At 72.4% G+C, this 20,998-nt stretch carries 23 protein-coding genes, 1 tRNA gene and 1 pseudogene; 11 read left to right on the top strand and 14 right to left on the bottom strand.

The window, feature by feature from the left end:
• Positions 1 to 41 precede the first annotated feature (41 nt).
• The 3 genes and pseudogenes from ACGFZP_RS29355 to ACGFZP_RS29345 all read left to right on the top strand — a co-directional run bounded on the left by ACGFZP_RS29355 (position 42) and on the right by ACGFZP_RS29345 (position 1,089).
• Positions 42 to 521: an HPP family protein gene (locus tag ACGFZP_RS29355; protein WP_392938859.1), complete on the top strand. Its 480-nt coding sequence runs from the start codon at positions 42 to 44 to the stop codon at positions 519 to 521.
• 171 nt (positions 522 to 692) lie between these two features.
• Positions 693 to 995: pseudogene (locus ACGFZP_RS29350) on the top strand (HNH endonuclease signature motif containing protein); the annotation flags it as partial.
• Positions 996 to 1,002: 7 nt separating this feature from the next.
• Positions 1,003 to 1,089 (top strand) — tRNA-Leu (locus ACGFZP_RS29345).
• Between the two features lie 66 nt (positions 1,090 to 1,155).
• Here the strand turns inward: ACGFZP_RS29345 and rdgB are convergent.
• The 4 genes from rdgB to ACGFZP_RS29325 all read right to left on the bottom strand — a co-directional run bounded on the left by rdgB (position 1,156) and on the right by ACGFZP_RS29325 (position 3,576).
• Positions 1,156 to 1,761, bottom strand: coding sequence for an RdgB/HAM1 family non-canonical purine NTP pyrophosphatase (gene rdgB / locus ACGFZP_RS29340; protein ID WP_392938858.1), 606 nt, complete (start codon positions 1,759 to 1,761; stop codon positions 1,156 to 1,158).
• 20 nt (positions 1,762 to 1,781) lie between these two features.
• On the bottom strand, positions 1,782 to 2,171 hold the full coding sequence (locus ACGFZP_RS29335) for a hypothetical protein (protein WP_392938856.1): 390 nt from the start codon (positions 2,169 to 2,171) through the stop codon (positions 1,782 to 1,784).
• 170 nt (positions 2,172 to 2,341) lie between these two features.
• Positions 2,342 to 3,067 (bottom strand): ribonuclease PH, encoded by a 726-nt coding sequence (rph, locus tag ACGFZP_RS29330; protein WP_387946347.1) that lies wholly within the window; start codon positions 3,065 to 3,067, stop codon positions 2,342 to 2,344.
• 119 nt (positions 3,068 to 3,186) lie between these two features.
• Positions 3,187 to 3,576 carry a glucose PTS transporter subunit EIIB gene (locus ACGFZP_RS29325; RefSeq protein WP_392938854.1) on the bottom strand — a complete coding sequence of 130 codons (390 nt, stop codon included), beginning with the start codon at positions 3,574 to 3,576 and terminating at the stop codon, positions 3,187 to 3,189.
• A gap of 245 nt (positions 3,577 to 3,821) precedes the next feature.
• Here ACGFZP_RS29325 and ACGFZP_RS29320 point away from each other — a divergent pair, with 245 nt between their 5' ends.
• From ACGFZP_RS29320 to ACGFZP_RS29305, 4 genes are all read left to right on the top strand, one after another.
• A complete protein-coding gene (locus ACGFZP_RS29320) occupies positions 3,822 to 5,111 on the top strand; it encodes a PTS transporter subunit EIIC (RefSeq protein ID WP_392938853.1) in 1,290 nt (429 codons plus the stop codon).
• 956 nt (positions 5,112 to 6,067) lie between these two features.
• Complete coding sequence (locus ACGFZP_RS29315; protein ID WP_392938851.1) at positions 6,068 to 7,345, top strand: PTS transporter subunit EIIC; 1,278 nt, start codon at positions 6,068 to 6,070, stop codon at positions 7,343 to 7,345.
• Between the two features lie 452 nt (positions 7,346 to 7,797).
• Positions 7,798 to 8,823: an LLM class flavin-dependent oxidoreductase gene (locus ACGFZP_RS29310; protein ID WP_392938850.1), complete on the top strand. Its 1,026-nt coding sequence runs from the start codon at positions 7,798 to 7,800 to the stop codon at positions 8,821 to 8,823.
• Positions 8,820 to 10,106, top strand: coding sequence for an LLM class flavin-dependent oxidoreductase (locus ACGFZP_RS29305; RefSeq protein WP_392938848.1), 1,287 nt, complete (start codon positions 8,820 to 8,822; stop codon positions 10,104 to 10,106). The genes ACGFZP_RS29310 and ACGFZP_RS29305 overlap by 4 nt, the downstream gene beginning before the upstream one ends.
• A gap of 27 nt (positions 10,107 to 10,133) precedes the next feature.
• Here ACGFZP_RS29305 and ACGFZP_RS29300 read toward each other — a convergent pair whose 3' ends face one another.
• Entirely contained in the window at positions 10,134 to 11,117 is a 984-nt protein-coding gene (locus tag ACGFZP_RS29300) for a LuxR C-terminal-related transcriptional regulator (RefSeq protein ID WP_392938847.1), read from the bottom strand.
• A gap of 164 nt (positions 11,118 to 11,281) precedes the next feature.
• Between ACGFZP_RS29300 and ACGFZP_RS29295 the strand changes: the two genes are divergently transcribed.
• The gene (locus ACGFZP_RS29295) at positions 11,282 to 12,196 is read left to right on the top strand and encodes a branched-chain amino acid transaminase (protein WP_392938845.1); all 915 of its coding nucleotides are present in this window, start codon (positions 11,282 to 11,284) and stop codon (positions 12,194 to 12,196) included.
• Between the two features lie 28 nt (positions 12,197 to 12,224).
• On the opposite strand, the gene ACGFZP_RS29290 is transcribed toward ACGFZP_RS29295, so the two are convergent.
• Both ACGFZP_RS29290 and ACGFZP_RS29285 read right to left on the bottom strand, forming a co-directional pair.
• On the bottom strand, positions 12,225 to 12,971 hold the full coding sequence (locus tag ACGFZP_RS29290) for an MBL fold metallo-hydrolase (protein ID WP_392938843.1): 747 nt from the start codon (positions 12,969 to 12,971) through the stop codon (positions 12,225 to 12,227).
• A gap of 183 nt (positions 12,972 to 13,154) precedes the next feature.
• Positions 13,155 to 13,346 (bottom strand): MarR family transcriptional regulator, encoded by a 192-nt coding sequence (locus ACGFZP_RS29285; protein ID WP_392938842.1) that lies wholly within the window; start codon positions 13,344 to 13,346, stop codon positions 13,155 to 13,157.
• A 186-nt stretch (positions 13,347 to 13,532) separates the two neighbouring features.
• Between ACGFZP_RS29285 and ACGFZP_RS29280 the strand changes: the two genes are divergently transcribed.
• Complete coding sequence (locus ACGFZP_RS29280; RefSeq protein WP_392938841.1) at positions 13,533 to 13,997, top strand: type II toxin-antitoxin system PemK/MazF family toxin; 465 nt, start codon at positions 13,533 to 13,535, stop codon at positions 13,995 to 13,997.
• Between the two features lie 28 nt (positions 13,998 to 14,025).
• Here ACGFZP_RS29280 and ACGFZP_RS29275 read toward each other — a convergent pair whose 3' ends face one another.
• The 7 genes from ACGFZP_RS29275 to clpS form a co-directional block, all read right to left on the bottom strand.
• The gene (locus ACGFZP_RS29275; protein ID WP_392938839.1) at positions 14,026 to 14,994 is read right to left on the bottom strand and encodes a PLP-dependent cysteine synthase family protein; all 969 of its coding nucleotides are present in this window, start codon (positions 14,992 to 14,994) and stop codon (positions 14,026 to 14,028) included.
• A gap of 80 nt (positions 14,995 to 15,074) precedes the next feature.
• On the bottom strand, positions 15,075 to 15,353 hold the full coding sequence (locus ACGFZP_RS29270; RefSeq protein ID WP_209416124.1) for a MoaD/ThiS family protein: 279 nt from the start codon (positions 15,351 to 15,353) through the stop codon (positions 15,075 to 15,077).
• 104 nt (positions 15,354 to 15,457) lie between these two features.
• Entirely contained in the window at positions 15,458 to 15,580 is a 123-nt protein-coding gene (locus tag ACGFZP_RS29265) for a putative leader peptide (protein WP_392938837.1), read from the bottom strand.
• Between the two features lie 138 nt (positions 15,581 to 15,718).
• On the bottom strand, positions 15,719 to 16,150 hold the full coding sequence (locus tag ACGFZP_RS29260) for a Mov34/MPN/PAD-1 family protein (RefSeq protein ID WP_392938836.1): 432 nt from the start codon (positions 16,148 to 16,150) through the stop codon (positions 15,719 to 15,721).
• 67 nt (positions 16,151 to 16,217) lie between these two features.
• The gene (locus ACGFZP_RS29255; RefSeq protein ID WP_392938835.1) at positions 16,218 to 17,660 is read right to left on the bottom strand and encodes an amino acid permease; all 1,443 of its coding nucleotides are present in this window, start codon (positions 17,658 to 17,660) and stop codon (positions 16,218 to 16,220) included.
• Positions 17,661 to 17,859: 199 nt separating this feature from the next.
• Positions 17,860 to 18,438, bottom strand: a complete 579-nt coding sequence (locus ACGFZP_RS29250; protein ID WP_392938834.1) for a DUF2017 domain-containing protein — start codon at positions 18,436 to 18,438, stop codon at positions 17,860 to 17,862.
• A 62-nt stretch (positions 18,439 to 18,500) separates the two neighbouring features.
• The gene (gene clpS / locus ACGFZP_RS29245) at positions 18,501 to 18,794 is read right to left on the bottom strand and encodes an ATP-dependent Clp protease adapter ClpS (RefSeq protein WP_380522531.1); all 294 of its coding nucleotides are present in this window, start codon (positions 18,792 to 18,794) and stop codon (positions 18,501 to 18,503) included.
• Positions 18,795 to 18,952: 158 nt separating this feature from the next.
• On the opposite strand from clpS, the gene ACGFZP_RS29240 reads away from it, so the two are divergent.
• Positions 18,953 to 20,269 carry a nicotinate phosphoribosyltransferase gene (locus ACGFZP_RS29240; RefSeq protein WP_392938833.1) on the top strand — a complete coding sequence of 439 codons (1,317 nt, stop codon included), beginning with the start codon at positions 18,953 to 18,955 and terminating at the stop codon, positions 20,267 to 20,269.
• 129 nt (positions 20,270 to 20,398) lie between these two features.
• Complete coding sequence (locus tag ACGFZP_RS29235; RefSeq protein ID WP_392938831.1) at positions 20,399 to 20,989, top strand: isochorismatase family protein; 591 nt, start codon at positions 20,399 to 20,401, stop codon at positions 20,987 to 20,989.
• Positions 20,990 to 20,998 lie beyond the last annotated feature (9 nt).

Here is a 20,998-nt window from a genome sequence, read left to right as displayed (position 1 = left end):
CTAACGTTTCACGCCGCAAGCAACCGTTAGGAGAGCCCTCCATGCCCAGCCGCGCCCCCGCCCGACCGGCCCCCACCGCCGTCCTCGCCTCCACCGCCACGGCCGTGGCCGCCCTGCTGCTCCTGGTGGCCCTCGGCACCCTCACCCGGCAACCCCTCCTCATCCCGCCCCTGGCCGCCTCCATGGCCCTCATCGCCGGCGCCCCCGCGCTCCCGCTCGCCCAGCCCCGCAGCGTCATCGGCGGCCAGCTCCTCTCCGCCCTCACCGGCTACGCCGTCCTCGCCCTCGCACCCCCCGGCCCGTGGTCCGCCGCCCTCGCCGGCGGCCTCGCCCTCGGCGCCATGACCCTCGCCCGCACCCCGCACTCCCCCGCGGCCGCCACCGCCGTCATCGTCGCCCTCACCGCCCCCGACCCGACCCGCTTCCTCCCCCTCCTCGCTCTGGCCGCCGCCACCCTCGTCCTCGCCGGCCTGCTCGGATCCCGCCTGACGGCCCGCCAGTACCCCACCTACTGGTGGTGAGCCCGTAACGATCCCCGCACCGATCGTTCGCACACACGGGGGACGGGCGCACACCAGGCCCGAAGGGGGACGACCATGCTGGTCAGGTACACCCACGAGCTGCCCACCGCCACCGCGGCAGCCGCCGCCTCGCTCGACGACGTCCAACGCCCCTCGGATGCCAAGCGGCTGCCCGGCGCGCGGGTCCGCCAGGCCCTGGCCGAGCTCGGGAGGCCGGAGCTGTGCGAGGACTGCGGCACCGGGCCACGGTGGCGGGGCCGCCCGCTCACGTTGGAGGTCGACCACATCAACGGGGACTGGTCGGACAACCGTCCGGGCAACCTCCGGCTGCTCTGCCCGAACTGCCACGCCGTCACCGACACGTACTGCAGGCCCAACAGGCGCAAGCGCGCGCAATCTTCGCCGACCCGCAACGAGGAGCGCACCACACCCCGAAATGACGGTGTCCCCTCGGCGAGGGAAGCTCTAGACTAGGGGCCATGCGGCCTTGGCGGAGCTGGAAGACGCGCTGGACTTAGGATCCAGTGGGGGCAACCCCGCGAGGGTTCGAATCCCTCAGGCCGCACCAGCCTTGGAAACGAAGGCCCGTCCGGAGATGATCTCCGGACGGGCCTTCGTCGTTCCCGACTCCCCGTCAGCCCAGCAGGTCCCTCACCACCGGGGCCAGGGCGCGGAAGGCCTGGCCCCGGTGGCTGATGGCGTTCTTCTCGTCGGCCGTGAGTTCGGCGCAGGTCCGGGTCTCGCCGAGGGGCTGGAGGATCGGGTCGTAGCCGAAGCCGCCGTCGCCGGCCGGGGCGGTGCGCAGGGTGCCGAGCAGGCGGCCCTCGACGACGCGCTCGGTGCCGTCGGGCAGGGCCAGGGCGGCGGCGCAGAAGAAGTGGGCGCCGCGGTGCTCGGGCGCGATGTCGCCGAGCTGGGCGAGCAGCAGCTCCAGGTTGGCGCGGTCGTCGCCGTGCTTGCCGGCCCAGCGGGCGGAGAAGATGCCGGGGGCGCCGTTCAGCACGTCCACGCACAGGCCCGAGTCGTCGGCGACGGCGGGCAGCCCGGTGGCCCGGGCGAGGGCGTGCGCCTTGAGGAGGGCGTTCTCGGCGAAGGTGACTCCGGTCTCGGGGACGTCCGGGATCTCCGGGTAGGCGTCGGCGCCGACCAGTTCGACGTCCAGGCCGGCGCTGCCGAGGATGGCGCGGAGTTCGGCGACCTTGTGCTGGTTACGGGTGGCGAGGATGAGTCCGGTGGTCATGAATCCACCCTAACCGGACGTCAGCCGGTGCAGACCTGGGTGAGGTTGCCGGCGGCGTCGCCGAGCGGCTTGAGGTCGGGGACCTGCTTGTTGTTGACGGCCTGCTGGACCTTGTCGACCTGGGTCTGGAGGTCGGTGATGGCCTTGGCGACGTCGGTGTTCTTGGAGTTCTTGCCGAGCTGGTCGAGATCGTTCTTCAGCTTCTGCAGGGACTGCCCGGCGGCCGTCGCGTCGTTGCTCGCGTTGTTGAAGGCGGAGGTGACGTCGCTGATGTCACTGGTGATCTTGATCGCGGTGTTGCCGCAGTCCAGCGCCTTCTGGGCGGCCGAGCAGCTGACCGCGCTGAGCGGGAGGATGGCGATCAGGCCGGCCACGGCGAGGGTGGCGGGGCGAGCGATGCTCTGGGGCATCCGGTCCTCCTGGAGTGCGCGGGTTCCGAGGGGGAAGGACGCGCGCCGAGGAGTGCACGGTTCCCGCAACGAGGTGCTGCGGGAACCGTAAGGGCTGCGGGCCCGGCCTGTACAGCGCCGGTGTCGACAACAGGCCGCGCCCCGGGACCCGTTCGGGAGCCCGTGGGGGCTCAGCCCTCCAGGGCCTTGCGCTGGATCTCGTCCAGCTCGGCGCAGCCGAGGGTGCCGAGGTCCAGGAGCTGGTCGAGCAGGGCGCGGTCGAAGGGTGCGCCCTCGGCGGTGCCCTGGACCTCGACGAAGCGGCCGTCGGAGGTACAGACGATGTTCATGTCGGTCTCGGCGCGGACGTCCTCCTCGTACTGGAGGTCGAGCATGGGGACGCCGCCGATGATGCCGACGCTGACGGCGCTGACGCCGCCGGTGATGGGCTGGCCCTTGGCGCGGAGGATCTTCTTGTCGCGGGCCCAGGAGACGGCGTCGACGAGGGCGACGTAGGCGCCGGTGATGGCGGCGGTGCGGGTGCCGCCGTCGGCCTGGAGGACGTCGCAGTCGAGGACGATGGTGTTCTCGGCGAGGGCGCGGTGGTCGATGACGGCGCGCAGCGAGCGGCCGATCAGGCGGCTGATCTCGTGGGTGCGTCCGCCGATGCGGCCCTTGACGGCCTCGCGGTCGCCGCGGGTGTTGGTGGCGCGGGGGAGCATGGAGTACTCGGCGGTGACCCAGCCCTCGCCGCTGCCCTTGCGCCAGCGGGGGACGCCTTCGGTGACGCTGGCGGTGCACAGCACCTTGGTGTCGCCGTAGGAGATGAGGACGGAGCCTTCGGCGTGCTTGCTCCAGCCCCGTTCGATGGTGACGGGGCGGAGCTGGTCGGGGGTGCGGCCGTCGATGCGTGACATAGGCACCGAGCGTAGTCGTTGTGCGGGGGTGGCCGGTCGAGCGCCTCGGTGCGGGGCGGTGAACGTTTCGGCCCGCCGACCGGGGGTCGGCGGGCCGCGGTGTGAGCCGGGGGCTCAGCTCACATCATGTCCTCGATGTCGGCGGCGATCGGGTCGGCGTCGGTGCCGATGACGACCTGGATCGCGGTGCCCATCTTGACGACGCCGTGGGCGCCGGCGGCCTTCAGGGCTGCCTCGTCGACGAGGGAGGCGTCCTTGACCTCGGTGCGCAGGCGGGTGATGCAGCCTTCGACCTCTTCGATGTTGTCGATGCCGCCGAGACCGGCGACGATCTTCTCAGCCTTGCTGGCCATCTGTTTCTCTCCCTCTGTCTCGGCACGTCGGCTGCTCTGCCGGGTGCCGTCCTGCGCTGTGCCGGGGGTGCCCCCGGGCGGGGGCGGGGGAAGGGTCGCCGCCGGTGCTGATGCGGGTTCAGCTGCCGTGCTGCTGCTCGGCAGCGCGACCAGCATCACCCGGGCGGGACCGATCTGCCACGTTAGTCCACTTTTGGCCCATTCCGGCGCGCATGCTCTGGATCTTCGTCCGAGGATGTCGATCAGCGGGGCCTGTGGTCCCGGCGCGCGGCCTGCATCCAAAGTGGTCTACACCAATATATGTGTACTCCGATGAACGCGGGAAGCGCCCCGGGTGTTCCTGAGCTCCGTCCGAGGGTCCCGCACGGACCAACGGCCGGCAACTGCTCTCGGAGGGCGATATGAGTTCGGCAGGCGCCACGGCACCGCAGTCCCAGTGGTGGCACACCTTCTACGGCGGACTCCAGAAGATGGGCCGCTCCCTCCAGCTGCCGGTGGCCGTGCTGCCGGCCGCCGGCATCCTCAACCGCCTCGGGCAGCCCGACGTGTTCGGCAAGGACGGCCTGGGCTGGGACGACGTCGCCAAGGTGTTCGCCGCGGCCGGCGGCGCGCTGCTGGACTCCTCGCTGGGCCTGCCGATGCTGTTCTGCATCGGGGTCGCGATCGGCATGGCCAAGAAGGCGGACGGCTCCACCGCGCTGGCGGCCGTGGTGGGCTTCCTCGTGTTCTACGCCGTCCTGCACGCCTTCCCCGAGGACTGCAAGCTGCCGACGGTGCTGGTCGGCTCCCAGTGCGTGGACTTCACCTCGGCCAAGTCGGCCGCCGCGACCTACCAGAACCCGGGCGTCCTGGGCGGCATCCTGATCGGCCTGCTGTCGGCCTGGCTCTGGGTGCGCTTCCACCGCACCCGGCTGGTCGACTGGCTGGGCTTCTTCAACGGCCGCCGCCTGGTGCCGATGATCACCGCCGTGGTGGGCATGGTCCTGGCGGTCCTGGCGGTCTGGGCCTGGCCGCCGATCGGCCGGGCCTTCAACGACATGAGCCAGAGCCTGGCCGACCTGGGCGCGGGCGGCGCCGGCATCTTCGGTGTCGCCAACCGCGCGCTGCTGCTGATCGGCATGCACCAGCTGCTGAACACCTTCGTCTGGTTCCAGTTCGGCGACTTCACCAAGCCGGACGGCATGATGGTCCACGGCGACATCCCGCGCTTCCTGGCCGGTGACCCGACGGCGGGCCAGTTCACCTCCGGATTCTTTCCGATCATGATGTTCGCGCTGCCGGCCGCCGCACTGGCGATGGCGCACTCGGCCAAGCTCCACCGCCGCAAGGAGATCTACGGCCTGATGCTCTCGGTCGGCCTGACGTCCTTCGTGACCGGCGTCACCGAGCCGATCGAGTACTCCTTCGCCTATGTCGCGCCCGCGCTGTACGCGGTGCACGCACTGCTGACCGGCGCGTCGATGGCGATCACCTGGGCGCTGGGGGTGCACGACGGCTTCAGCTTCTCGGCCGGCCTGATCGACTACGCCATCAACTGGAGCCTCGCCACCAAGCCTTGGATGATCATCCCGATCGGGCTCGCCTTCGCCGTCGTGTACTACGCCCTGTTCCGGTTCATCATTGTGAAATTCGACATGAAAACGCCGGGCCGCGAGGACGACGACGAGGTCGAGGACGTGACCAAGGCATAAACCCGGCGACACCGCACGCATTTCACCGAAGGCCCTCGGACTCTCCGTCCGGGGGCCTTCGGCATATCCGGAAAGGACCAAGGAACCAGGAGACAAAGGGCCGATGGCACTGGATCCCGCACAGGGTCCGAATATTCCGTCGGGGAAATTCCGCGACCCGCCGGGCGCCGGGGCGGTGGGCCGTCCCGCCCGCAGGGCCCGGCCCGTGGAGGGGGCGGGGGCGCCCCGGCCGGGACGGCGCCGGGTGGGGGGCGGGTCAACGACCCGGCGGCCAGCCGTTCGGCAATCCGGCACCGCCGTTCCCCGCCGGCGACGCCATCCGTTTCACCGGGAAGGCGGAGAAGGCCGGAGCGGCGGGCGCTTCGCGGGGGCCGGCCGCAATGCGCCGGGGAATACCCGAGTACTCGGACCAGCCCCGGCGAGCGCCTCCGACCTCCGGACCGGGCTCCGAACCGACCTTCGAACCGGTCACCACGACCCGTCGGCGGCGGGCCGAACCACCCGTCGGCGGCGGGCCGACCACCGCGCACCCAGGCCCGGACCCGCCGGACACCCCGTCGGCGGCCGCCCGCGACCGGTCCGCCGCCGCCCCGCCGCCGGTCGGGCCGGCCTCGCCGCAGCGGCCCGCGGGCACCCCGGGGGCGGTCCCGCCCGGCCGACCGTTCGTCCACTGCCCGGCCCCGCCGAACCCCTCCGGGCGGCACCCGCCGAGCGCCCGCGTCTTTTGTTGCGCAAATAGCCAAAATCCCAATCCCGGCCGGAAATCATGATCGTCGATCCGCAAGTAGGTTTCGATTTCATAGCGCTTCTCACCAGCACCGCTTTCGGGGGTTCCCCCCCTTCTCCACCCGTGCTACAAAACTGGTCTACACCACGTGTGGTGTAGACCAGTTCGCGGTTCGGCCCCCTGTGCACCTCCCCCGACCGACCGCCCCTGTCGTTAGGAACCCACCCCCATGAGTCAGTCTGCGCAGGCACCGGCGCCCGCCGCGGCTCCGGCCACGCCAAGTCCCACCAAGAAGTTCGGCCAGAACCTGCTCCAGGGTCTGCAGAAGATCGGCCGCAGCCTCCAGCTGCCCATCGCCGTTCTGCCGGCCGCCGGCCTGCTGCTGCGCCTCGGCCAGGACGACGTCTTCGGCAAGGACGGCCTGGGCTGGGACAAGGTCGCCGCGGTGTTCGCCACCGCCGGTGACGCCGTCTTCGCCAACCTTCCGCTGCTCTTCGCGGTGGGTATCGCGATCGGCTTCGCCAAGAAGGCCGACGGCTCCACCGCGCTCGCCGCGCTGGTGGGCTTCCTGGTCTACAAGAACGTGCTGACCGCCTTCCCGATCACCGACGCGGTGGTCGCGGACGGCAAGTACACCGCCGCCACCTACCAGAACCCCGGCGTGCTCGGCGGTATCGTGATCGGCCTGCTCAGCGCCGTGCTGTGGCAGAAGTACCACCGCACCAAGCTGGTCGACTGGCTCGGCTTCTTCAACGGCCGCCGCCTCGTCCCGATCATCATGGCCTTCGTCGGCACCGCCGTCGGTGTCGTCTTCGCCCTGGCCTGGGGCCCGATCGGCGACGCCATCAAGTCCCTGAACGACTCCCTGATCGGTGCCGGTGCGCTCGGCGCGGGTGCCTTCGGCCTGGTCAACCGCGGTCTGCTGCCGGTCGGCATGCACCAGTTCGTGAACTCCTACGCCTGGTTCCAGACCGGTGACTTCACCAAGCCCGACGGCACCGTCGTCCACGGCGACCTGACCCGCTTCTTCGCCGACGACCCGACCGCCGGCCAGTTCATGTCGGGCTTCTACCCGATCATGATGTTCGCGCTGCCCGCCGCCGCGCTGGCCATCGCCCACGCCGCCAAGCCGCACCGCCGCAAGGCCGTCCTCGGCATGATGCTGTCGCTGGCGCTCACCTCCTTCGTCACCGGTGTCACCGAGCCGATCGAGTTCGCCTTCGTCTTCATCGCCCCGGCCCTGTACGTCATCCACGCGGTGCTGACCGCCGTCTCGATGGCCGTCACCTGGGCGCTCGGCGTGCACGACGGCTTCACCTTCTCGGCCGGCCTGATCGACTACGCGCTGGCCTGGAACAAGGCCACCGACCCGTGGATGATCATCCCGATCGGCCTGGTCTTCGCCGCCCTGTACTACTTCCTCTTCCGCTTCGCGATCGCCAAGTTCGACCTCAAGACCCCCGGTCGCGAGGACGACGAAGAGGTCGAGGACGTGACCAAGGCCTGACGCCGGTCACCCCGCACGCCGCTCACGACCCCGCCCCGCCACTCGCTCCCCCGAGTGGCGGGGCGGGGTCGTTCCGTACCCGGGGCCCTCCGCGGCCGAGGCCATCCGTACCCAAGGCCGCCCCGGACCCCGGAACCGTCACGCCCGGGGCCGTCCCGCATCCCGGGCCGCACGGCGAGACGATGGTTGACGAACCGGCAGGACCGCTGGTCAACTGAAGCGGTGAACGCCCCGCGCATCCTCGTCACCCGCAGCCACATCGACTTCGGTCGTGTGTGGTCCGCGGCGTGTTGCGCCTGATCCGAGCCGTTCCCCCGCCGCCGCCCGGCTGACCTCCCGCCGCGCCGCCGCCCCGCTTCCAGGCACTCGTGTCCGCCCGCCCCGCGCGGGCCACCGCCATGCACCCGCGTGCACGCCGCACGCAGCCGCACGAGGAGAGTCAAGGCCCCGCCATGCCCCGCCAGCTGCACCTTTCCGCTGCCCTCGACAGCCCCGGCCGCTTCGACGCCGGGCACTTCACCGCCCTCGCCCGCCTCGCCGAACGGGCCACCCTGGACTTCGTCACCCTCGACGACTCGTACACCCCCGAGCCGCGCCGGCTCGACGCCCTCGCCACCTTCTCCCGGCTCGCGCCGCTGACCGACGGCCTCGGCCTCGTCCCGACCGTCACCACCACCCACACCGAGCCTTTCCACACCTCGATCTCGGTCAACACCCTGGACTGGGTGAGCGAGGGCCGGGCCGGCTGGCTGGTCGGCGTCTCGGACACCGAGGCGGAGGCCCGCGCCTTCGGACGGCGGCCCGTCGCCCCGGCCGACGCGCTCTGGGCCGAGGCCGCCGACGCCGCCGAGGTCGCCGCCCGGCTCTGGGACAGCTGGGAGGACGATGCGGAGATCCGCGACCTCGCGACCGGCCGGTTCGTCGACCGCGACAAGCTGCACTACATCGACTTCCAGGGCCCGCACTTCTCCGTGCGCGGCCCCTCCATCACCCCGCGCCCGCCGCAGGGCCGGCCGGTCGTCGCGGTACCGGTCGCCGCGGCGGACCTCGCCCCGGACGCCCCGGCCGGCGGCCGGGCCCGGGTCGAGACGGCCGTCCGGCACGCCGACGTCATCCTGCTCGACGCCCCCGACCGGGCCGCCCGGCTGACCGCCGCCACCGGGCTGCGGCTGCACGCGGGCGAACGCCTGCGGATCCTCGCCCGGCTCGACGCCGACCTCCCCGACGCGGCCGCGGTCTCCCGGCTGATCGAGGACCTCACCGAGGTCGGCGGCGGCGTCGACGGCTTCCACCTGGTGCCCGCCGACCCGGCCCGCGACCTGGCGGCCGTCGCCGACCAGGTCGTCCCCGCGCTGCGCGAACGCGGGCTGTTCCGCACCGCCTACCCCGGCCGCACGCTGCGCGACAGCCTCGGCCTGGCCCGCCCCGCCAGCCGCTACGCGCTCGCCGCCGCCGCTCCCACCGAGGTGACCCGATGACGGACCGACCGCTCAAGCAGATCCACCTCGCCGCGCACTTCCCCGGCGTGAACAACACCACGGTGTGGACGGACCCGCAGTCGCGGAGCCAGATCGACTTCTCGTCCTTCCGCCATCTCGCCGAGACCGCCGAGCGCGGCAGGTTCGACTTCCTCTTCCTCGCCGAGGGCCTGCGGCTGCGCGAGGTCAAGGGCCGCATCCACGACCTCGACGTGCTGGGCCGCCCCGAGTCGATCACCGTGCTGAACGCGCTGGCCGCCGTCACCACCCGCCTCGGGCTGGCCGCCACCGTCAACGCCACCTTCAACGAACCGTACGAACTGGCCCGGCGGTTCGCCTCGCTGGACCACCTCTCCGGCGGGCGCGCCGCCTGGAACGTCGTCACCTCCTCGGACGCCTTCACCGGGGAGAACTTCCGCCGGGGCGGCTTCCTCGACCGCGCCGACCGGTACACCCGGGCCGCCGAATTCGTCGAGCTGGCCCGGAAGTTCTGGGACGCCGGCGAGGAGGCCGTCCAGCACCGCGGGCCGCACTTCGAGGTCGAGGGGCGACTGTCGCTGCCCCGCCCGCCGCAGGGCCACCCGGTGGTCATCCAGGCCGGGGACTCCGACGAGGGCCGCGAGTTCGCCGCCGCCGCGGCCGACGTCGTCTTCAGCCGGCACTCCACCCTCGCCGACGGCCAGGCCTTCCACGCCGACGTGAAGCGGCGGTTGGCCGGGTACGGCCGCAAGCCGGACGAGCTGAAGATCATGCCCGGGGTGACCTACGTCCTGGGCGACACCGACGCCGAGGCCGCCGAGCGTGCCACCGGGATCCGCCGGGCCCAGGTCGGGCCGCGGACCACGATCGCCTTCCTGGAGCAGGTCTGGGGCGTCGATCTCTCCGACCACGACCCGGACGGGCCGCTGCCCGCCGTCGACCCCGACCCGGCCAGCACCCTCGTCCAGGGCCGGACCAGGATCGGCGACCCGCTGGAGATCGCCGCCAAGTGGCGGGCGGTGGCGGCCGAGAAGCGGCTCAGCAGTCGCGACCTGGTGATCGAGCTGACCGGCCGGCAGTCCTTCATCGGCTCGCCGGAGACGGTCGCCGCGGAGGTCGACCGGTACGTCCAACAGGACGCGGCGGACGGGTTCATCCTCGTCCCGCACCTCACCCCCGGCGGCCTGGACGACTTCGTCGACCGGGTGGTGCCGCTGCTCCAGGAGCGCGGGGTGTTCCGCACCGACTACACCGGGACGACGCTGCGCGACCACCTCGGACTGCCGGTCCCCGGGCGGCCCTAGGCCCTGCCCCCAGTCACCCGGCCCTGCTCAGATCCGGCCGAGGCGGGCCGCGTGGACGCCGGCCTGGAAGCGGCTCTCCGCGCCCAGGTCGGCGATCAGCTCGGCGACCAGTCGGCGGACCGTCCGCTCGGACACCTCCAGCTTGCGGGCGATCGCCGTGTCCGTGAGCCCGGCGGCCAGCAGCCGCAGCACCTCGACATGGCGGTCAGTCATTTCGATCGCACCGGAGAGCAGTTCGGGAGGGGTCCAGGCGCCCGCCCAGAAGTACTCGAACAGCTCCGCCACCAGCGCCACCAGGGCCGGCTCGCGGACCACCACCGCCGCGTCGGCCACCGGGGAGGCGCCGCCCGGGCCGGCCCCCGGCGCGGGCAGGATCGCCAGCCGGGCGTCCACCACGATCAGCCAGAGCGGCAGGCTGTGGGCGGCCCTGATCCGGGCGCCGGCGCCGGTCAGTTCGCGGACGTGCGCGAGCACGGCGGGCCGACGCAGCGCGGCGGCCGGGTAGATGGTGCGCAGGGTGGCGCCGTGGGCGAGGGCGAGTCGTTCGCGGGCGAGCTTGCCGGCCAGGGCCGGGCCGGAGAGGTCCTGGCCGGGGCGCAGGGAGAGCGCCTCGGTGCGGGCGCCGCGGGCGGCGTCCTCCAGGAGCGCGGCGATGCGGTCGGCGCCGCGGACGAGTTCGAGGGCGGTGCCGGTGTGGTGGCGGTGCTGGATCGGCAGGTAGCCGGTGTGCAGGCGTTCGACGGTGTCCCGGGCGTGGTGGAGGGCCTCGACGAGGGCGGTGACCTGGGTGTCGGTGTCGAGCAGGAGTTGGCGCAGGGCAGTGTCGACGGAGACGGCGGCGTGGCCGGGGGTGCCGGTGGCGGTGGGCTGGAGCAGGCCGAGGGTGCGGAGTTCGGCGGTGGCGGCGGCGGTGCGGTGCCGGTCCCAGCCGGGGTCGGGGGCCGGTGCGCCGGGGTCGGCGAGCAGGCGGGCGTAGAGCTGGGTGGCGTCGCTGCCGGTGGGGCTCTCCATTGGCGCAGCGTAGTGAGGCCGGGCGGGGGCGGTGCGGGGTTTCCGCAGTGCGAGACGGGACCTGTGGCGGGGCTCCGGGGCGGCTGGTTCCGTTCCCGGCCATGGCCGGTTCCGGCAGGGCCGGGGTGGCTGACCTGCGGTGCGGTGGTGGTCAGGATGGGCCCATGGCTCTTCCCGAGGCTTCGATGATCTGGTTGGACGGCGCGCTGACGCCGTGGCGGGATGCGCGGACGCATGTCCTGACGCACGGTCTGCACTATGGGACGGGGGTGTTGGAGGGTACCCGGGTGTTCGCGACGGCGGACGGTCCGGCGGTGTTCCGGCTGCCGGAGCACCTGCGGCGGCTGGAGCGCAGTGCGCGGATGCTGCGGATGGAACTGCCGTACGGGGTGGACGATCTGGCGAAGGCGACCACGGACCTGGTGCGCGCGAACGGCCACCGCTCCTGCTATCTGCGGCACTTCGCGTTTCTTGGCTACGGCTCGATGGGGCTGGACATGCGCTCCTCGCCGACCACGACGGCGATCGCGAGCTGGGAGTGGCAGCCCCAACTCCCGGGCGGGGAGGCGGGGATCCGGGTGAAGACGAGCAGTTGGCGGCGGAACGACCCGAACGCGGTGCCGCCGGCGGCGAAGGCGACCGGTCCGTACCTGAACGCGGTGCTGGCACGCCGGGAGGCCACCGACGCGGGGTACGACGAGGCGCTGTTGCTCGGGCCGGACGGGTCCGTGAGCGAGTGCACGGCGGAGAACGTGTTCGCGGTGCGGGCGGGGGTGCTGCGGACGCCGCCGTCCAGTGCGGGTGCGCTGGAGGGGATCACCCAGGACACGGTGCTGGCGCTGGCCCGGGATCTGGGGGTGGCGGTGCGGGTGGAGAGCCTGTTGCGTTCGGACCTGTACGCGGCGGACGAGGTGTTCGTCTGCGGGACGGCGGCGGGGGTGGTGCCGGTGCGTTCACTGGACGACCGGGAGCTGCCGGCCGCGCCCGGTCCGGTGACGGTCCGGTTGCAGGCGGCGTACGAGGCGGCGGTGTCGGGGGCCGATGCGCGCTACCGGCACTGGCTGACGCCGGTGGGCTAGGCCGGCCGTCAGCGGGTGCCGCGGGGGCTCAGATCTCGTAGACGGCGCCGGCCCGGGCGATCTCCACCGGGCCGGCGAAGGCGGCGGCGGCGTCCCGGCGGTTGTGCTCGGCGTCGGTCCACGGCGGGATGTGGGTGAGGACCAGGCGGCCGGCGCGGGCGGCGGTGGCGTGCTCGCCGGCCTCGCGGCCGTTGAGGTGGACGGCCCGGTAGGTGTCGCGGCCGTCGATGTAGGCGGCCTCGCAGAGGAAGAGGTCGCTGTCGCGGGCGAGCTCGACGAGTTCGGCGCTCTCCCCGGTGTCCCCGGAGTAGACGAAGGTGCGGCCGCCGTGTTCGAGGCGGAAGGCGAAGGCGTCGACGGGGTGGTTGACCTGGGCGACGCCGATCCTGAACGGGCCCAGGTCGAAGGTGCCGGGGGTGAGGGTGCGGAAGTCGAACACCTCCTTCATGCCGGGGTTCTCCGGCATGTCGTAGGCCCGGGCCATGCGTTCGGCCGTCCCGGCGGGCCCGTAGACGGGCATCGGGTCGGGGCAGCCCTCGGCGCGGTAGTTGCGGGCGACCCAGTAGGCGCAGAGGTCGATGCAGTGGTCGGCGTGCAGGTGGCTGAGCAGGACGGCGTCGACCTCGTAGAGGCTGACGTACTTCTGCAGGGCGCCGAGGGCTCCGTTGCCGAGGTCGAGCACGACGCGGTAGCCGTCGGCCTCCACGAGGTAGCTGGAGCACGGCGAGTCGGCGGACGGGAAGCTCCCCGAGCACCCCACCACGGTCAGTTTCATCCGAGCCCCTCCGCCCCGACACGTCTTGGCTGCTGGTCCATGGCAGTGCGGGCCGGTGAACCGGCCGGTAGCACTGCGTTCGCGTGTCGAGAGTAAGGGCGGAGGGGCACTTTGCCCCCGTCTCCGTGCCGCGCTGTGGCTGGAATCACCAGAACGCCGGGGGCGCGGGCGGGGCGGGGCGGGTCAGCGGCGGCCCGGTCGTTTGCGGGCCCAGGCCTTGATCGTGTCGGGGTGCCAGCGGGGGTGTCCGCTGCCGTCGAGGAGGTCCGGGTCGGGGAGCAGGCCGTGTCTGCGGTAGTTGCGGACGGTTTCCGGCTGGACGTTGATGTGGCGGGCGATCTCGGCGTACGACCACAGGTCGGTGCTGCGGCTCACGGGGTCACCTCCGGCTGCATGGGGGGACGTGCGTGATCAGCTTTTCCGGACCTTGAGGGTGCCTTTACCGCAGAACGGACTCTGTGGTCATTCCGTGACGAACCGGGAGCAGGGAACGGACAAATGCTCAACTGTCACGGCGGCCGTGCTGGTCGGGCGGGGTGCGGGCCCGGTACGGTCGGGGCCATGACTGGCATCTGGGTGGTCCTGGCGCTGGCGGCTGTCGCGGTCCTGGCCGCCGTGGTGGCCGCACTGGTCCGGCGCGCGCGGCGGGCGGCCGCTCCCGCCCCGGCGCGGACCCGTCCGGCGCCGACCCGTCCGGCGCGGCGGGGCCAGGGTCCGGCGCCGCAGGAGATCTGGTGGGCCGAGGTGCCGTTCGAGGACGGCCCGGGGTCGAAGGACCGTCCCTGTCTGGTGCTGCGGGTGAACGCGCGCACCGCGACCGTCGTCAAGATCACCAGCAAGCACCACGCGGACCGGCCCGGCGTCCTGCCGCTGCCGCCCGGCTCGGTCGGCGACCGGACCGGCCGGACGAGCTGGCTGGAGACGGACGAGCTGCGCGAGGTGCCGCTGTCGGCGTTCCGCCGCCGTGCGGGCGCGGTGGACCAGCAGATCTGGGCCCGCGCCCGGCGCGCGGCCTCCGCGCAGTGAGGCCGTCAGCGCCCGAACGACCCGCTGGTCAGGCCCAGAGCTGGCCCTGCAGGGCCTCGACGGCCTGCTCGGTGGTCTCGGCGGTGTAGATGCCGGTGGACAGGTACTTCCAGCCCCCGTCGGCGACGACGAAGGCGATGTCGGCGCGCTGCCCGGCCGCGGCGGCCTTGCGGCCGACGCCGATGGCGGCGTGCAGGATCGCGCCGGTGGAGACCCCGGCGAAGACGCCCTCCTGCTGGAGGAGTTCGCGGGTGCGGCGGACGGCGTCGGCGGAGCCCACCGAGAAGCGGGTGGTGAGCACCTCGGCGTCGTACAGCTCGGGGACGAAGCCCTCGTCGAGGTTGCGCAGGCCGTAGACCAGGTCGTCGTAGCGCGGCTCGGCGGCGACGATCTGCACGCCGGGGACCTTCTCGCGCAGGAAGCGGCCGACGCCCATCAGGGTGCCGGTGGTGCCGAGGCCCGCCACGAAGTGGGTGACGGCGGGCAGGTCGGCGAGGATCTCGGGGCCGGTGGTGGCGTAGTGGGCGCCGGCGTTGTCGGGGTTGCCGTACTGGTAGAGCATCACCCAGTCGGGGTGCTCGGCGGCGATCTCCTTGGCGATCCGCACGGCGGTGTTGGAGCCGCCCGCGGCCGGGGAGGGGATGATCTCGGCGCCCCACATGCGGAGCAGCTCGCGGCGCTCCTCGCTGGTGTTCTCCGGCATCACGCAGACCATCCGGTAGCCCTTGAGCTTGGCGGCCATGGCGAGCGAGATGCCGGTGTTGCCGCTGGTCGGCTCCAGGATGGTGCAGCCGGGGGTGAGCAGTCCGGCGGCCTCGGCGCGCTCGATCATGTGCAGCGCCGGGCGGTCCTTGATGGAGCCGGTGGGGTTGCGGTCCTCCAGCTTGGCCCAGAGGGTGACCAGGCCGTCGGCGTTGCCGGGGACGGCGGCGGAGATCCGGGGCAGGCGGACCAGCGGGGTGTTGCCGACGGCGTCGAGCGGGCTGTCGTAACGCAAGGGGGGCCTCCGGCAACGGGGGTGGTGGTCGGGAGCGGCGGCTCTCCCGCCCGTGCGGACGCGGGCGGGAGAGCGGGAGGTCAGCGGGCTCCGCCGGCCACGGCGGGCAGGATGGTGACGCTGTCGCCGTCGGCGAGGGCGGTGGAGATGCCCTCCAGGAAGCGGACGTCCTCGTCGTTCAGGTAGACGTTGACGAAGCGGCGCAGTTCGCCGCCCTCCAGCAGGCGGGCGGCGATGCCGGGGTGGCGGGCGTCGAGGTCGTGGAAGAGCTCCCCGAGGTTGCTGCCGGTGCCCTCGACGGCCTTGGCGCCGTCGGTGTAGGTGCGGAGGATGGTCGGGATGCGGACCTCGATGGCCATGGCTGCGCTCCTGTGCGAGTCGTGAGGTGGGTGGGCCGCAGCGGGCGCGGCAGGGCTGGGCGGGCCCGGGGCCGGCGTGGCGTCGGCGGGCCTGGGCGGGCGGCTCAGTGGGAGCGCGCCTGCGTGCGGCCGGGACAGATCGCGCTGGCGAGCCGGCACAGGTCGATGTGCAGGCGCGCCACGAGGCGGGTGCCCGGGGCCTGGTTGCTCACATCGACGGAACGCATGGGCTCATCGTATAGATTCCCGACCCGGCTCCGACATGCCCGTCTCGCGATCCGGATGTTTCCGTATCCACTGCTGAGATGGATGGGCCCGCCGACCGCTCGCGGGCGGTCGGCGGGCCGCGTCCAGGGGGGTGCCGGTCAGGGCTGATAGGCCTCGACGACCTGGACGTCTTCCTCTGTGATCTCGCCGTCCACGATGCGGAACGAGCGGAACTCGTACGGGTCGTCCGCGCCGTTTCCCTCGGCGGTGGAGACCAGGACGTAGTGCGCGAACGGCTCGGAGGCGTAGCTCACATCGGTGCGGGAGGGGTAGGCCTCGGTGGCGGTGTGCGAGTGGTAGACGATCACGGGCTCCTCGTCCCGGTCGTCCATCTCGCGGTAGAGCTTGAGCAGGTCACCCGAGTCGAACTCGTAGAAGGTGGGCGAGCGGGCGGCGTTGAGCATCGGGATGAACCGCTCGGGCCGTCCGGTGCCGGCCGGTCCTGCGACCACGCCGCAGGCCTCGTCCGGGTGGTCGGCGCGGGCGTGGGCGACGATCGCGTCGCGCAGTTCTCGGGTGATGGTCAGCATGCGGTCAGGATAGCCACGCCCCGACGGGTGTCCGCCGGGGCGTCCACGGCCCGGTCGCCGGCCCCGGTCAGGCCCCGTCGCGGGCGTGCAGGTGGTCGTGGGCGACGCCGTGCACGGCCTGCGGGCGGACCCGCTTGAGCGTCTGGTAGCCGACCACCAGCAGCAGGGCCCACACGGGGAAGACGTACAGCGAGATCCGGTTGTCCCGGTCGAAGGCGATCAGGACGACGACCAGGACGAGGAAGGCCAGTGCGGCCCAGCTGCTCCAGAGCCCGGTGGGGGCCTTGAAGCCGGGCGGCGGCAGGTGGCCGCCCTGCCAGGCCTTGCGGTAGCGGATCTGGCAGATCAGGATCATCGCCCAGGTCCACAGGCCGCAGACGGTCGCCACCGAGGTGATGTACTCGAACGCCTTGGCGGGGACGAGGTAGTTGAGCACCACGCCGGCGCCCATCAGCACGCAGGAGAGGGTGATCGCGACGGCGGGGCTGCGGTGCGAGTTGAGCTTGGTGAGCCGCCCGGGGGCCTGGCCGCGCAGGGCGAGGTCGCGCAGCATCCGGCCGGTGGAGTACATCCCCGAGTTGCAGGAGGAGAGGGCGGCGGTGAGCACCACGAAGTTGATGATGCCGGCCGCGGCGGGGATGCCGATCTTGCCGAAGGCGGCGACGAACGGGCTGACGCCGGGCTGGAACTCGGTCCACGGCACCAGCGACAGGATGATCACCAGGGCGCCGATGTAGAACAGCGCGATGCGCCAGGGCAGGGTGTTGATGGCCCGCGGCAGGGTCTTCTGCGGGTCCTCGCTCTCGCCCGCGGTGACGCCGACCAGCTCGACGCCCAGGTAGGCGAACATGACGATCTGCAGCGTCATCACGGTGGCGCCGATGCCCTTGGGGAAGAAGCCGCCGTCGTCCCAGAGGTTGGTGATCGACGCGGTGTCGCCGGCGTCGCTGAAGCCGAGGGTGAGCACCCCGATGCCGATCAGGATCATGCCGATGATGGCCGTCACCTTGACCATGGAGAACCAGAACTCGATCTCGCCGAACAGCTTCACCGAGATCAGGTTGGCGCCGTAGAGGATCAGCAGGAAGGTGAGCGCGCTGAGCCACTGCGGGATGTCGGGCGCCCAGAACTTCACGTAGACGGCGGCGGCGGTGGTCTCCGCCATGCCCGTGACCACCCAGAACAGCCAGTACGTCCACCCGGTCACGAAGCCCGCGAAGGGGCCGAGGAACTCCCGGGCGTACTCGGCGAAGCTGCCGGCGACCGGGCGGTAGGTGAGCAGCTCGCCCAGCGCCCGCATGATCACGAAGATCACCACGCCCGCGACGGCGTAGGACAGGATCAGGCTGGGGCCGGACTTGGAGATCGCGGTGCCGGCGCCGAGGAAGAGGCCGGTGCCGATGGCGCCGCCGATGGCGATCATCTGGATCTGGCGACTGCCCAGGCCCCGCTCGTAGCCCTCCTCGTCCGGTTTGGAGTCGACCACTTCGTCGTAGAGCCGCTCGGCCATGGTGCACCGTCCTGGGGGTGGTCTGGGGATGGACTCGTGGGGTGGAGCAGTCGTACCACGCAGTGCCCGGATACCGGTGTTCATCTGAGCGACATTTGAGCATGTCCCGCTAGGGTTTCGCCCGATTTGAACGAGAATGCCCCGACCCCCTGTCCAGCATCCGGACAGGGGGTCGGGGCAGGCCTCGTGAGCTGCGGAATCAGTCCGCGATCGCCTCCAGCAGCGACTCCTGGAGGGCGCCGAGCCACAGGTACGCCATCACCAGCGGCTTGCGCTCGTCGGCGTCCGGCAGGTCGTACAGGCCCTGCTCGTCCTCCTCGGTGACCTCCAGCCGCACGCCCAGGGTCAGCCGCAGGTCGTTGAGCGCCCCCAGCCAGCGCAGGCAGTCGGCGGAGGCCGTCTTCAGCACCCCGCCCCCGCCGCCGAGGCCGTCCAGCGCGCGCACCACGTACAGCGCGTCCTCGCGCTTGCGGGCGCGCAGGTCCAGCTCGGTGTAGCGGCGGAACTCGCCCGCCATGGCCTCGCTCTCGGCGTCCGCCGGCCGCTCCGGATCGCCGTAGGCGTCCGGGAACAGCCGGGCCAGCGCCGGATCGGCGGGCGCCTCGGTGGGCCCGTCCGCGAACAGCGCGGCCAGCGGGTCGCCGCCGCCGTCGCCGCCCGGGCCGGGGCCGATCAGCTCCAGCATCTGCACTTCCAGGGAGCGCAGGATGGAGACCTCCAGCTCGTCCAGCGCGATCGCCGCGCTCCCGCCGCCGGCACTCTCGAACAACCCAGCCATCTGTATCGGTCAGCCCGTCTCGTCGAATCGGTGGTGTGTGCGTGTGTGCGGCCCGGCGCCGGTCAGTCGTGCTGCAGCGTGGCCCACAGGCCGTAGCCGTGCATCGCCTGCACGTCGCGCTCCATCTCCTCGCGGGAGCCGCTGGAGACCACCGCCCGGCCCTTGCTGTGCACGTCCATCATCAGCTTCCTGGCCTTGTCCTTCGGGTACCCGAAGTAGGCCTGGAAGACGTACTGGACGTAGCTCATCAGGTTGACCGGGTCGTTGTGGACGATGGTCACCCACGGGGTGTCCGGCTCCGCCACCGGCAGGCCTTCGACCTCCGGGCGCTCGATCTCCACGGGCGCGACACTCACCGCCGGGTCCTCCTCTGCTCTTCTGCTGCTCCCACATGCCCTGACAGCCCCATGCTGCCATCCGGGGGACCCGGGGGCGATTCCGCCCCGGGCGGCACGCGAGACCCCTCCCGTGAGAAATCGTCACTCTGACGCTAAGTGGTAGTAGCATCATCCTCATGGACGCCACTTCCGTGCGCGCAGCCGGCTCGACCGCGCTGCTCACCGACCGCTACGAGCTCACCATGCTGCAGGCCGCCCTGCGCAGCGGAGCCGCGCACCGCCGCTCCGTCTTCGAGGTCTTCACCCGCCGGCTGCCGAACGGCCGCCGCTACGGCGTGACGGCCGGCACCGGCCGGGTGCTGGACGCCGTCGAGAACTTCCGCTTCACCGCCGCCCAGCTCGACTGGCTGGCCGACCAGGGCGTGGTCGAGGACGACACGCTGCGCTGGCTCGCCGACTACCGCTTCACCGGCGACATCCACGGCTACCCGGAGGGCGAGGTCTACTTCCCCGGGTCGCCGGTGCTCACCGTGGAGGGCACCTTCGCCGAGGCGGTGATCCTGGAGACGGTCATCCTGTCGATCCTCAACCACGACTCGGCGATCGCCGCCGCCGCCTCCCGGATGACCGCCGCCGCCGGCGACCGCCCCTGCATCGAGATGGGCGCCCGGCGCGCCCACGAGCAGGCGGCGGTCTCCGCCGCCCGCGCCGCGTACGTGGCCGGGTTCGGCGCCACCTCCGACCTGGAGGCCGGCTTCACCTACGGCATCCCGACCACCGGCACCGCCGCGCACGCCTTCACCCTGGTGCACGACAGCGAGCGGGACGCGTTCCGGGCCCAGATCGCCTCGATGGGCAAGGGCACCACCCTGCTGGTCGACACCTTCGACCTGCGCGAGGCCGTCCGCACCGCCGTCGAGGTGGCCGGTCCCGAGCTCGGTGCGGTGCGGATCGACTCCGGTGACCTGACCCTGCTGGCCCACCGGGTCCGGCGCCAGCTGGACGAGCTGGGCGCCGACCGGACCAGGATCATCGTCACCTCGGACCTGGACGAGTACGCCATCGCCGCGCTCGCCGCCGCCCCGGTGGACGGCTACGGCGTCGGCACCAGCCTGGTCACCGGCAGCGGCCACCCGACCTGCTCGATGGTCTACAAGCTGGTCGCCCGGGCGCAGTCCGACGGCGGACCGCTGCTGCCGGTCGCCAAGCGCTCGGCGGGCGCCAAGAGCAGCATCGGCGGGCGCAAGTGGGCGGCCCGTCGGCCCGACGCGGACGGGGTGGCCGAGGCCGAGGTGGTCGGCACCGGTCCGATCCCGGCGGAGCTGGCACCGCACCTGGTGCAGGTGCCGCTGGTCCGGGCGGGCGAGGTGGTCGGCCGGGAGCCGCTGAGCGCCGCCCGCGAGCGGCACGTCCGGGCGCGTGCGATGCTCCCCTTGTCGGCCACTCAGCTCTCCAAGGGCGAGCCGGTGCTGCCGACCGAGCTGATCGTCTGACCGGTGTCGCACGGAACCGGCGGCGGCCGCGGGCCTTCCGCCTCCGTGCGTCACTCCCTAGAGTCAGCCGTAGAGTTCCACGAACGCCACTGCCGGGGCACAGACCCCCCACAACCGAGGATGCGAGCCATGCACCGGGCACTGATCGTCGTCGACGTGCAGAACGACTTCTGCGAGGGCGGCAGCCTGGCCGTCACCGGGGGGGCCGAGGTGGCCGCCGCGATCACCGATCTGATCGCCGAGTCCTCCCCCGGCTACCACCACATCGTCGCGACCCGGGACTGCCACATCGACCCGGGCGACCACTTCTCCACCGAGCCGAACTACGTCGACAGCTGGCCGGTGCATTGCGTCGCGGGCACCGAGGGCGTGGGGTTCCACCCCAACTTCGCGCCCTCGGTCATCTCGGGCGCGGTCGAGGCGGTCTTCGACAAGGGCGCCTACGCGGCGGCCTACAGCGGGTTCGAGGGACGGGACGAGAACAACCGGGGGCCCGCCGACTGGCTGCGCGAGCGGCAGGTGACCCAGGTGGACGTGGTCGGCCTCGCCGCCGACCACTGCGTCAAGGCGACGGCCCTGGACGCCGCCCGGGCCGGTTTCACCACCCGCGTCCTGCTGGACCTGACCGCGGCCGTGGCACGGGCGACCACCGACAACGCGCTGGCCGAGCTGCAGGCGGCCGGGGTCGAACTGGTCGGCGCGCCGATCGTCCGGCCGTAGCCGGGAGCG

The sequence above is a fragment of the Kitasatospora sp. NPDC048239 genome (genome assembly GCF_043202015.1).
Taxonomy (GTDB): domain Bacteria; phylum Actinomycetota; class Actinomycetes; order Streptomycetales; family Streptomycetaceae; genus Kitasatospora.
This window is presented reverse-complemented; position numbering and strand designations above follow the sequence as displayed.

Bases quoted from the DNA above. Each gene is read 5' to 3' on its own strand.
- ACGFZP_RS29325 (WP_392938854.1), bottom strand. From the start codon at position 3,576: ATGCTGGTCGCGCTGCCGAGCAGCAGCACGGCAGCTGAACCCGCATCA.
- ACGFZP_RS29295 (WP_392938845.1), top strand. From the start codon at position 11,282: ATGGCTCTTCCCGAGGCTTCGATGATCTGGTTGGACGGCGCGCTGACG.
- ACGFZP_RS29355 (WP_392938859.1), top strand. From the start codon at position 42: ATGCCCAGCCGCGCCCCCGCCCGACCGGCCCCCACCGCCGTCCTCGCC.
- ACGFZP_RS29265 (WP_392938837.1), bottom strand. From the start codon at position 15,580: ATGCGTTCCGTCGATGTGAGCAACCAGGCCCCGGGCACCCGCCTCGTG.
- ACGFZP_RS29235 (WP_392938831.1), top strand. From the start codon at position 20,399: ATGCACCGGGCACTGATCGTCGTCGACGTGCAGAACGACTTCTGCGAG.
- ACGFZP_RS29270 (WP_209416124.1), bottom strand. From the start codon at position 15,353: ATGGCCATCGAGGTCCGCATCCCGACCATCCTCCGCACCTACACCGAC.
- ACGFZP_RS29305 (WP_392938848.1), top strand. From the start codon at position 8,820: ATGACGGACCGACCGCTCAAGCAGATCCACCTCGCCGCGCACTTCCCC.
- ACGFZP_RS29290 (WP_392938843.1), bottom strand. From the start codon at position 12,971: ATGAAACTGACCGTGGTGGGGTGCTCGGGGAGCTTCCCGTCCGCCGAC.
- ACGFZP_RS29320 (WP_392938853.1), top strand. From the start codon at position 3,822: ATGAGTTCGGCAGGCGCCACGGCACCGCAGTCCCAGTGGTGGCACACC.
- rdgB (WP_392938858.1), bottom strand. From the start codon at position 1,761: ATGACCACCGGACTCATCCTCGCCACCCGTAACCAGCACAAGGTCGCC.
- ACGFZP_RS29310 (WP_392938850.1), top strand. From the start codon at position 7,798: ATGCCCCGCCAGCTGCACCTTTCCGCTGCCCTCGACAGCCCCGGCCGC.
- ACGFZP_RS29300 (WP_392938847.1), bottom strand. From the start codon at position 11,117: ATGGAGAGCCCCACCGGCAGCGACGCCACCCAGCTCTACGCCCGCCTG.
- ACGFZP_RS29250 (WP_392938834.1), bottom strand. From the start codon at position 18,438: ATGGCTGGGTTGTTCGAGAGTGCCGGCGGCGGGAGCGCGGCGATCGCG.
- rph (WP_387946347.1), bottom strand. From the start codon at position 3,067: ATGTCACGCATCGACGGCCGCACCCCCGACCAGCTCCGCCCCGTCACC.
- ACGFZP_RS29335 (WP_392938856.1), bottom strand. From the start codon at position 2,171: ATGCCCCAGAGCATCGCTCGCCCCGCCACCCTCGCCGTGGCCGGCCTG.
- ACGFZP_RS29280 (WP_392938841.1), top strand. From the start codon at position 13,533: ATGACTGGCATCTGGGTGGTCCTGGCGCTGGCGGCTGTCGCGGTCCTG.
- ACGFZP_RS29240 (WP_392938833.1), top strand. From the start codon at position 18,953: ATGGACGCCACTTCCGTGCGCGCAGCCGGCTCGACCGCGCTGCTCACC.
- ACGFZP_RS29255 (WP_392938835.1), bottom strand. From the start codon at position 17,660: ATGGCCGAGCGGCTCTACGACGAAGTGGTCGACTCCAAACCGGACGAG.
- ACGFZP_RS29315 (WP_392938851.1), top strand. From the start codon at position 6,068: ATGAGTCAGTCTGCGCAGGCACCGGCGCCCGCCGCGGCTCCGGCCACG.
- ACGFZP_RS29260 (WP_392938836.1), bottom strand. From the start codon at position 16,150: ATGCTGACCATCACCCGAGAACTGCGCGACGCGATCGTCGCCCACGCC.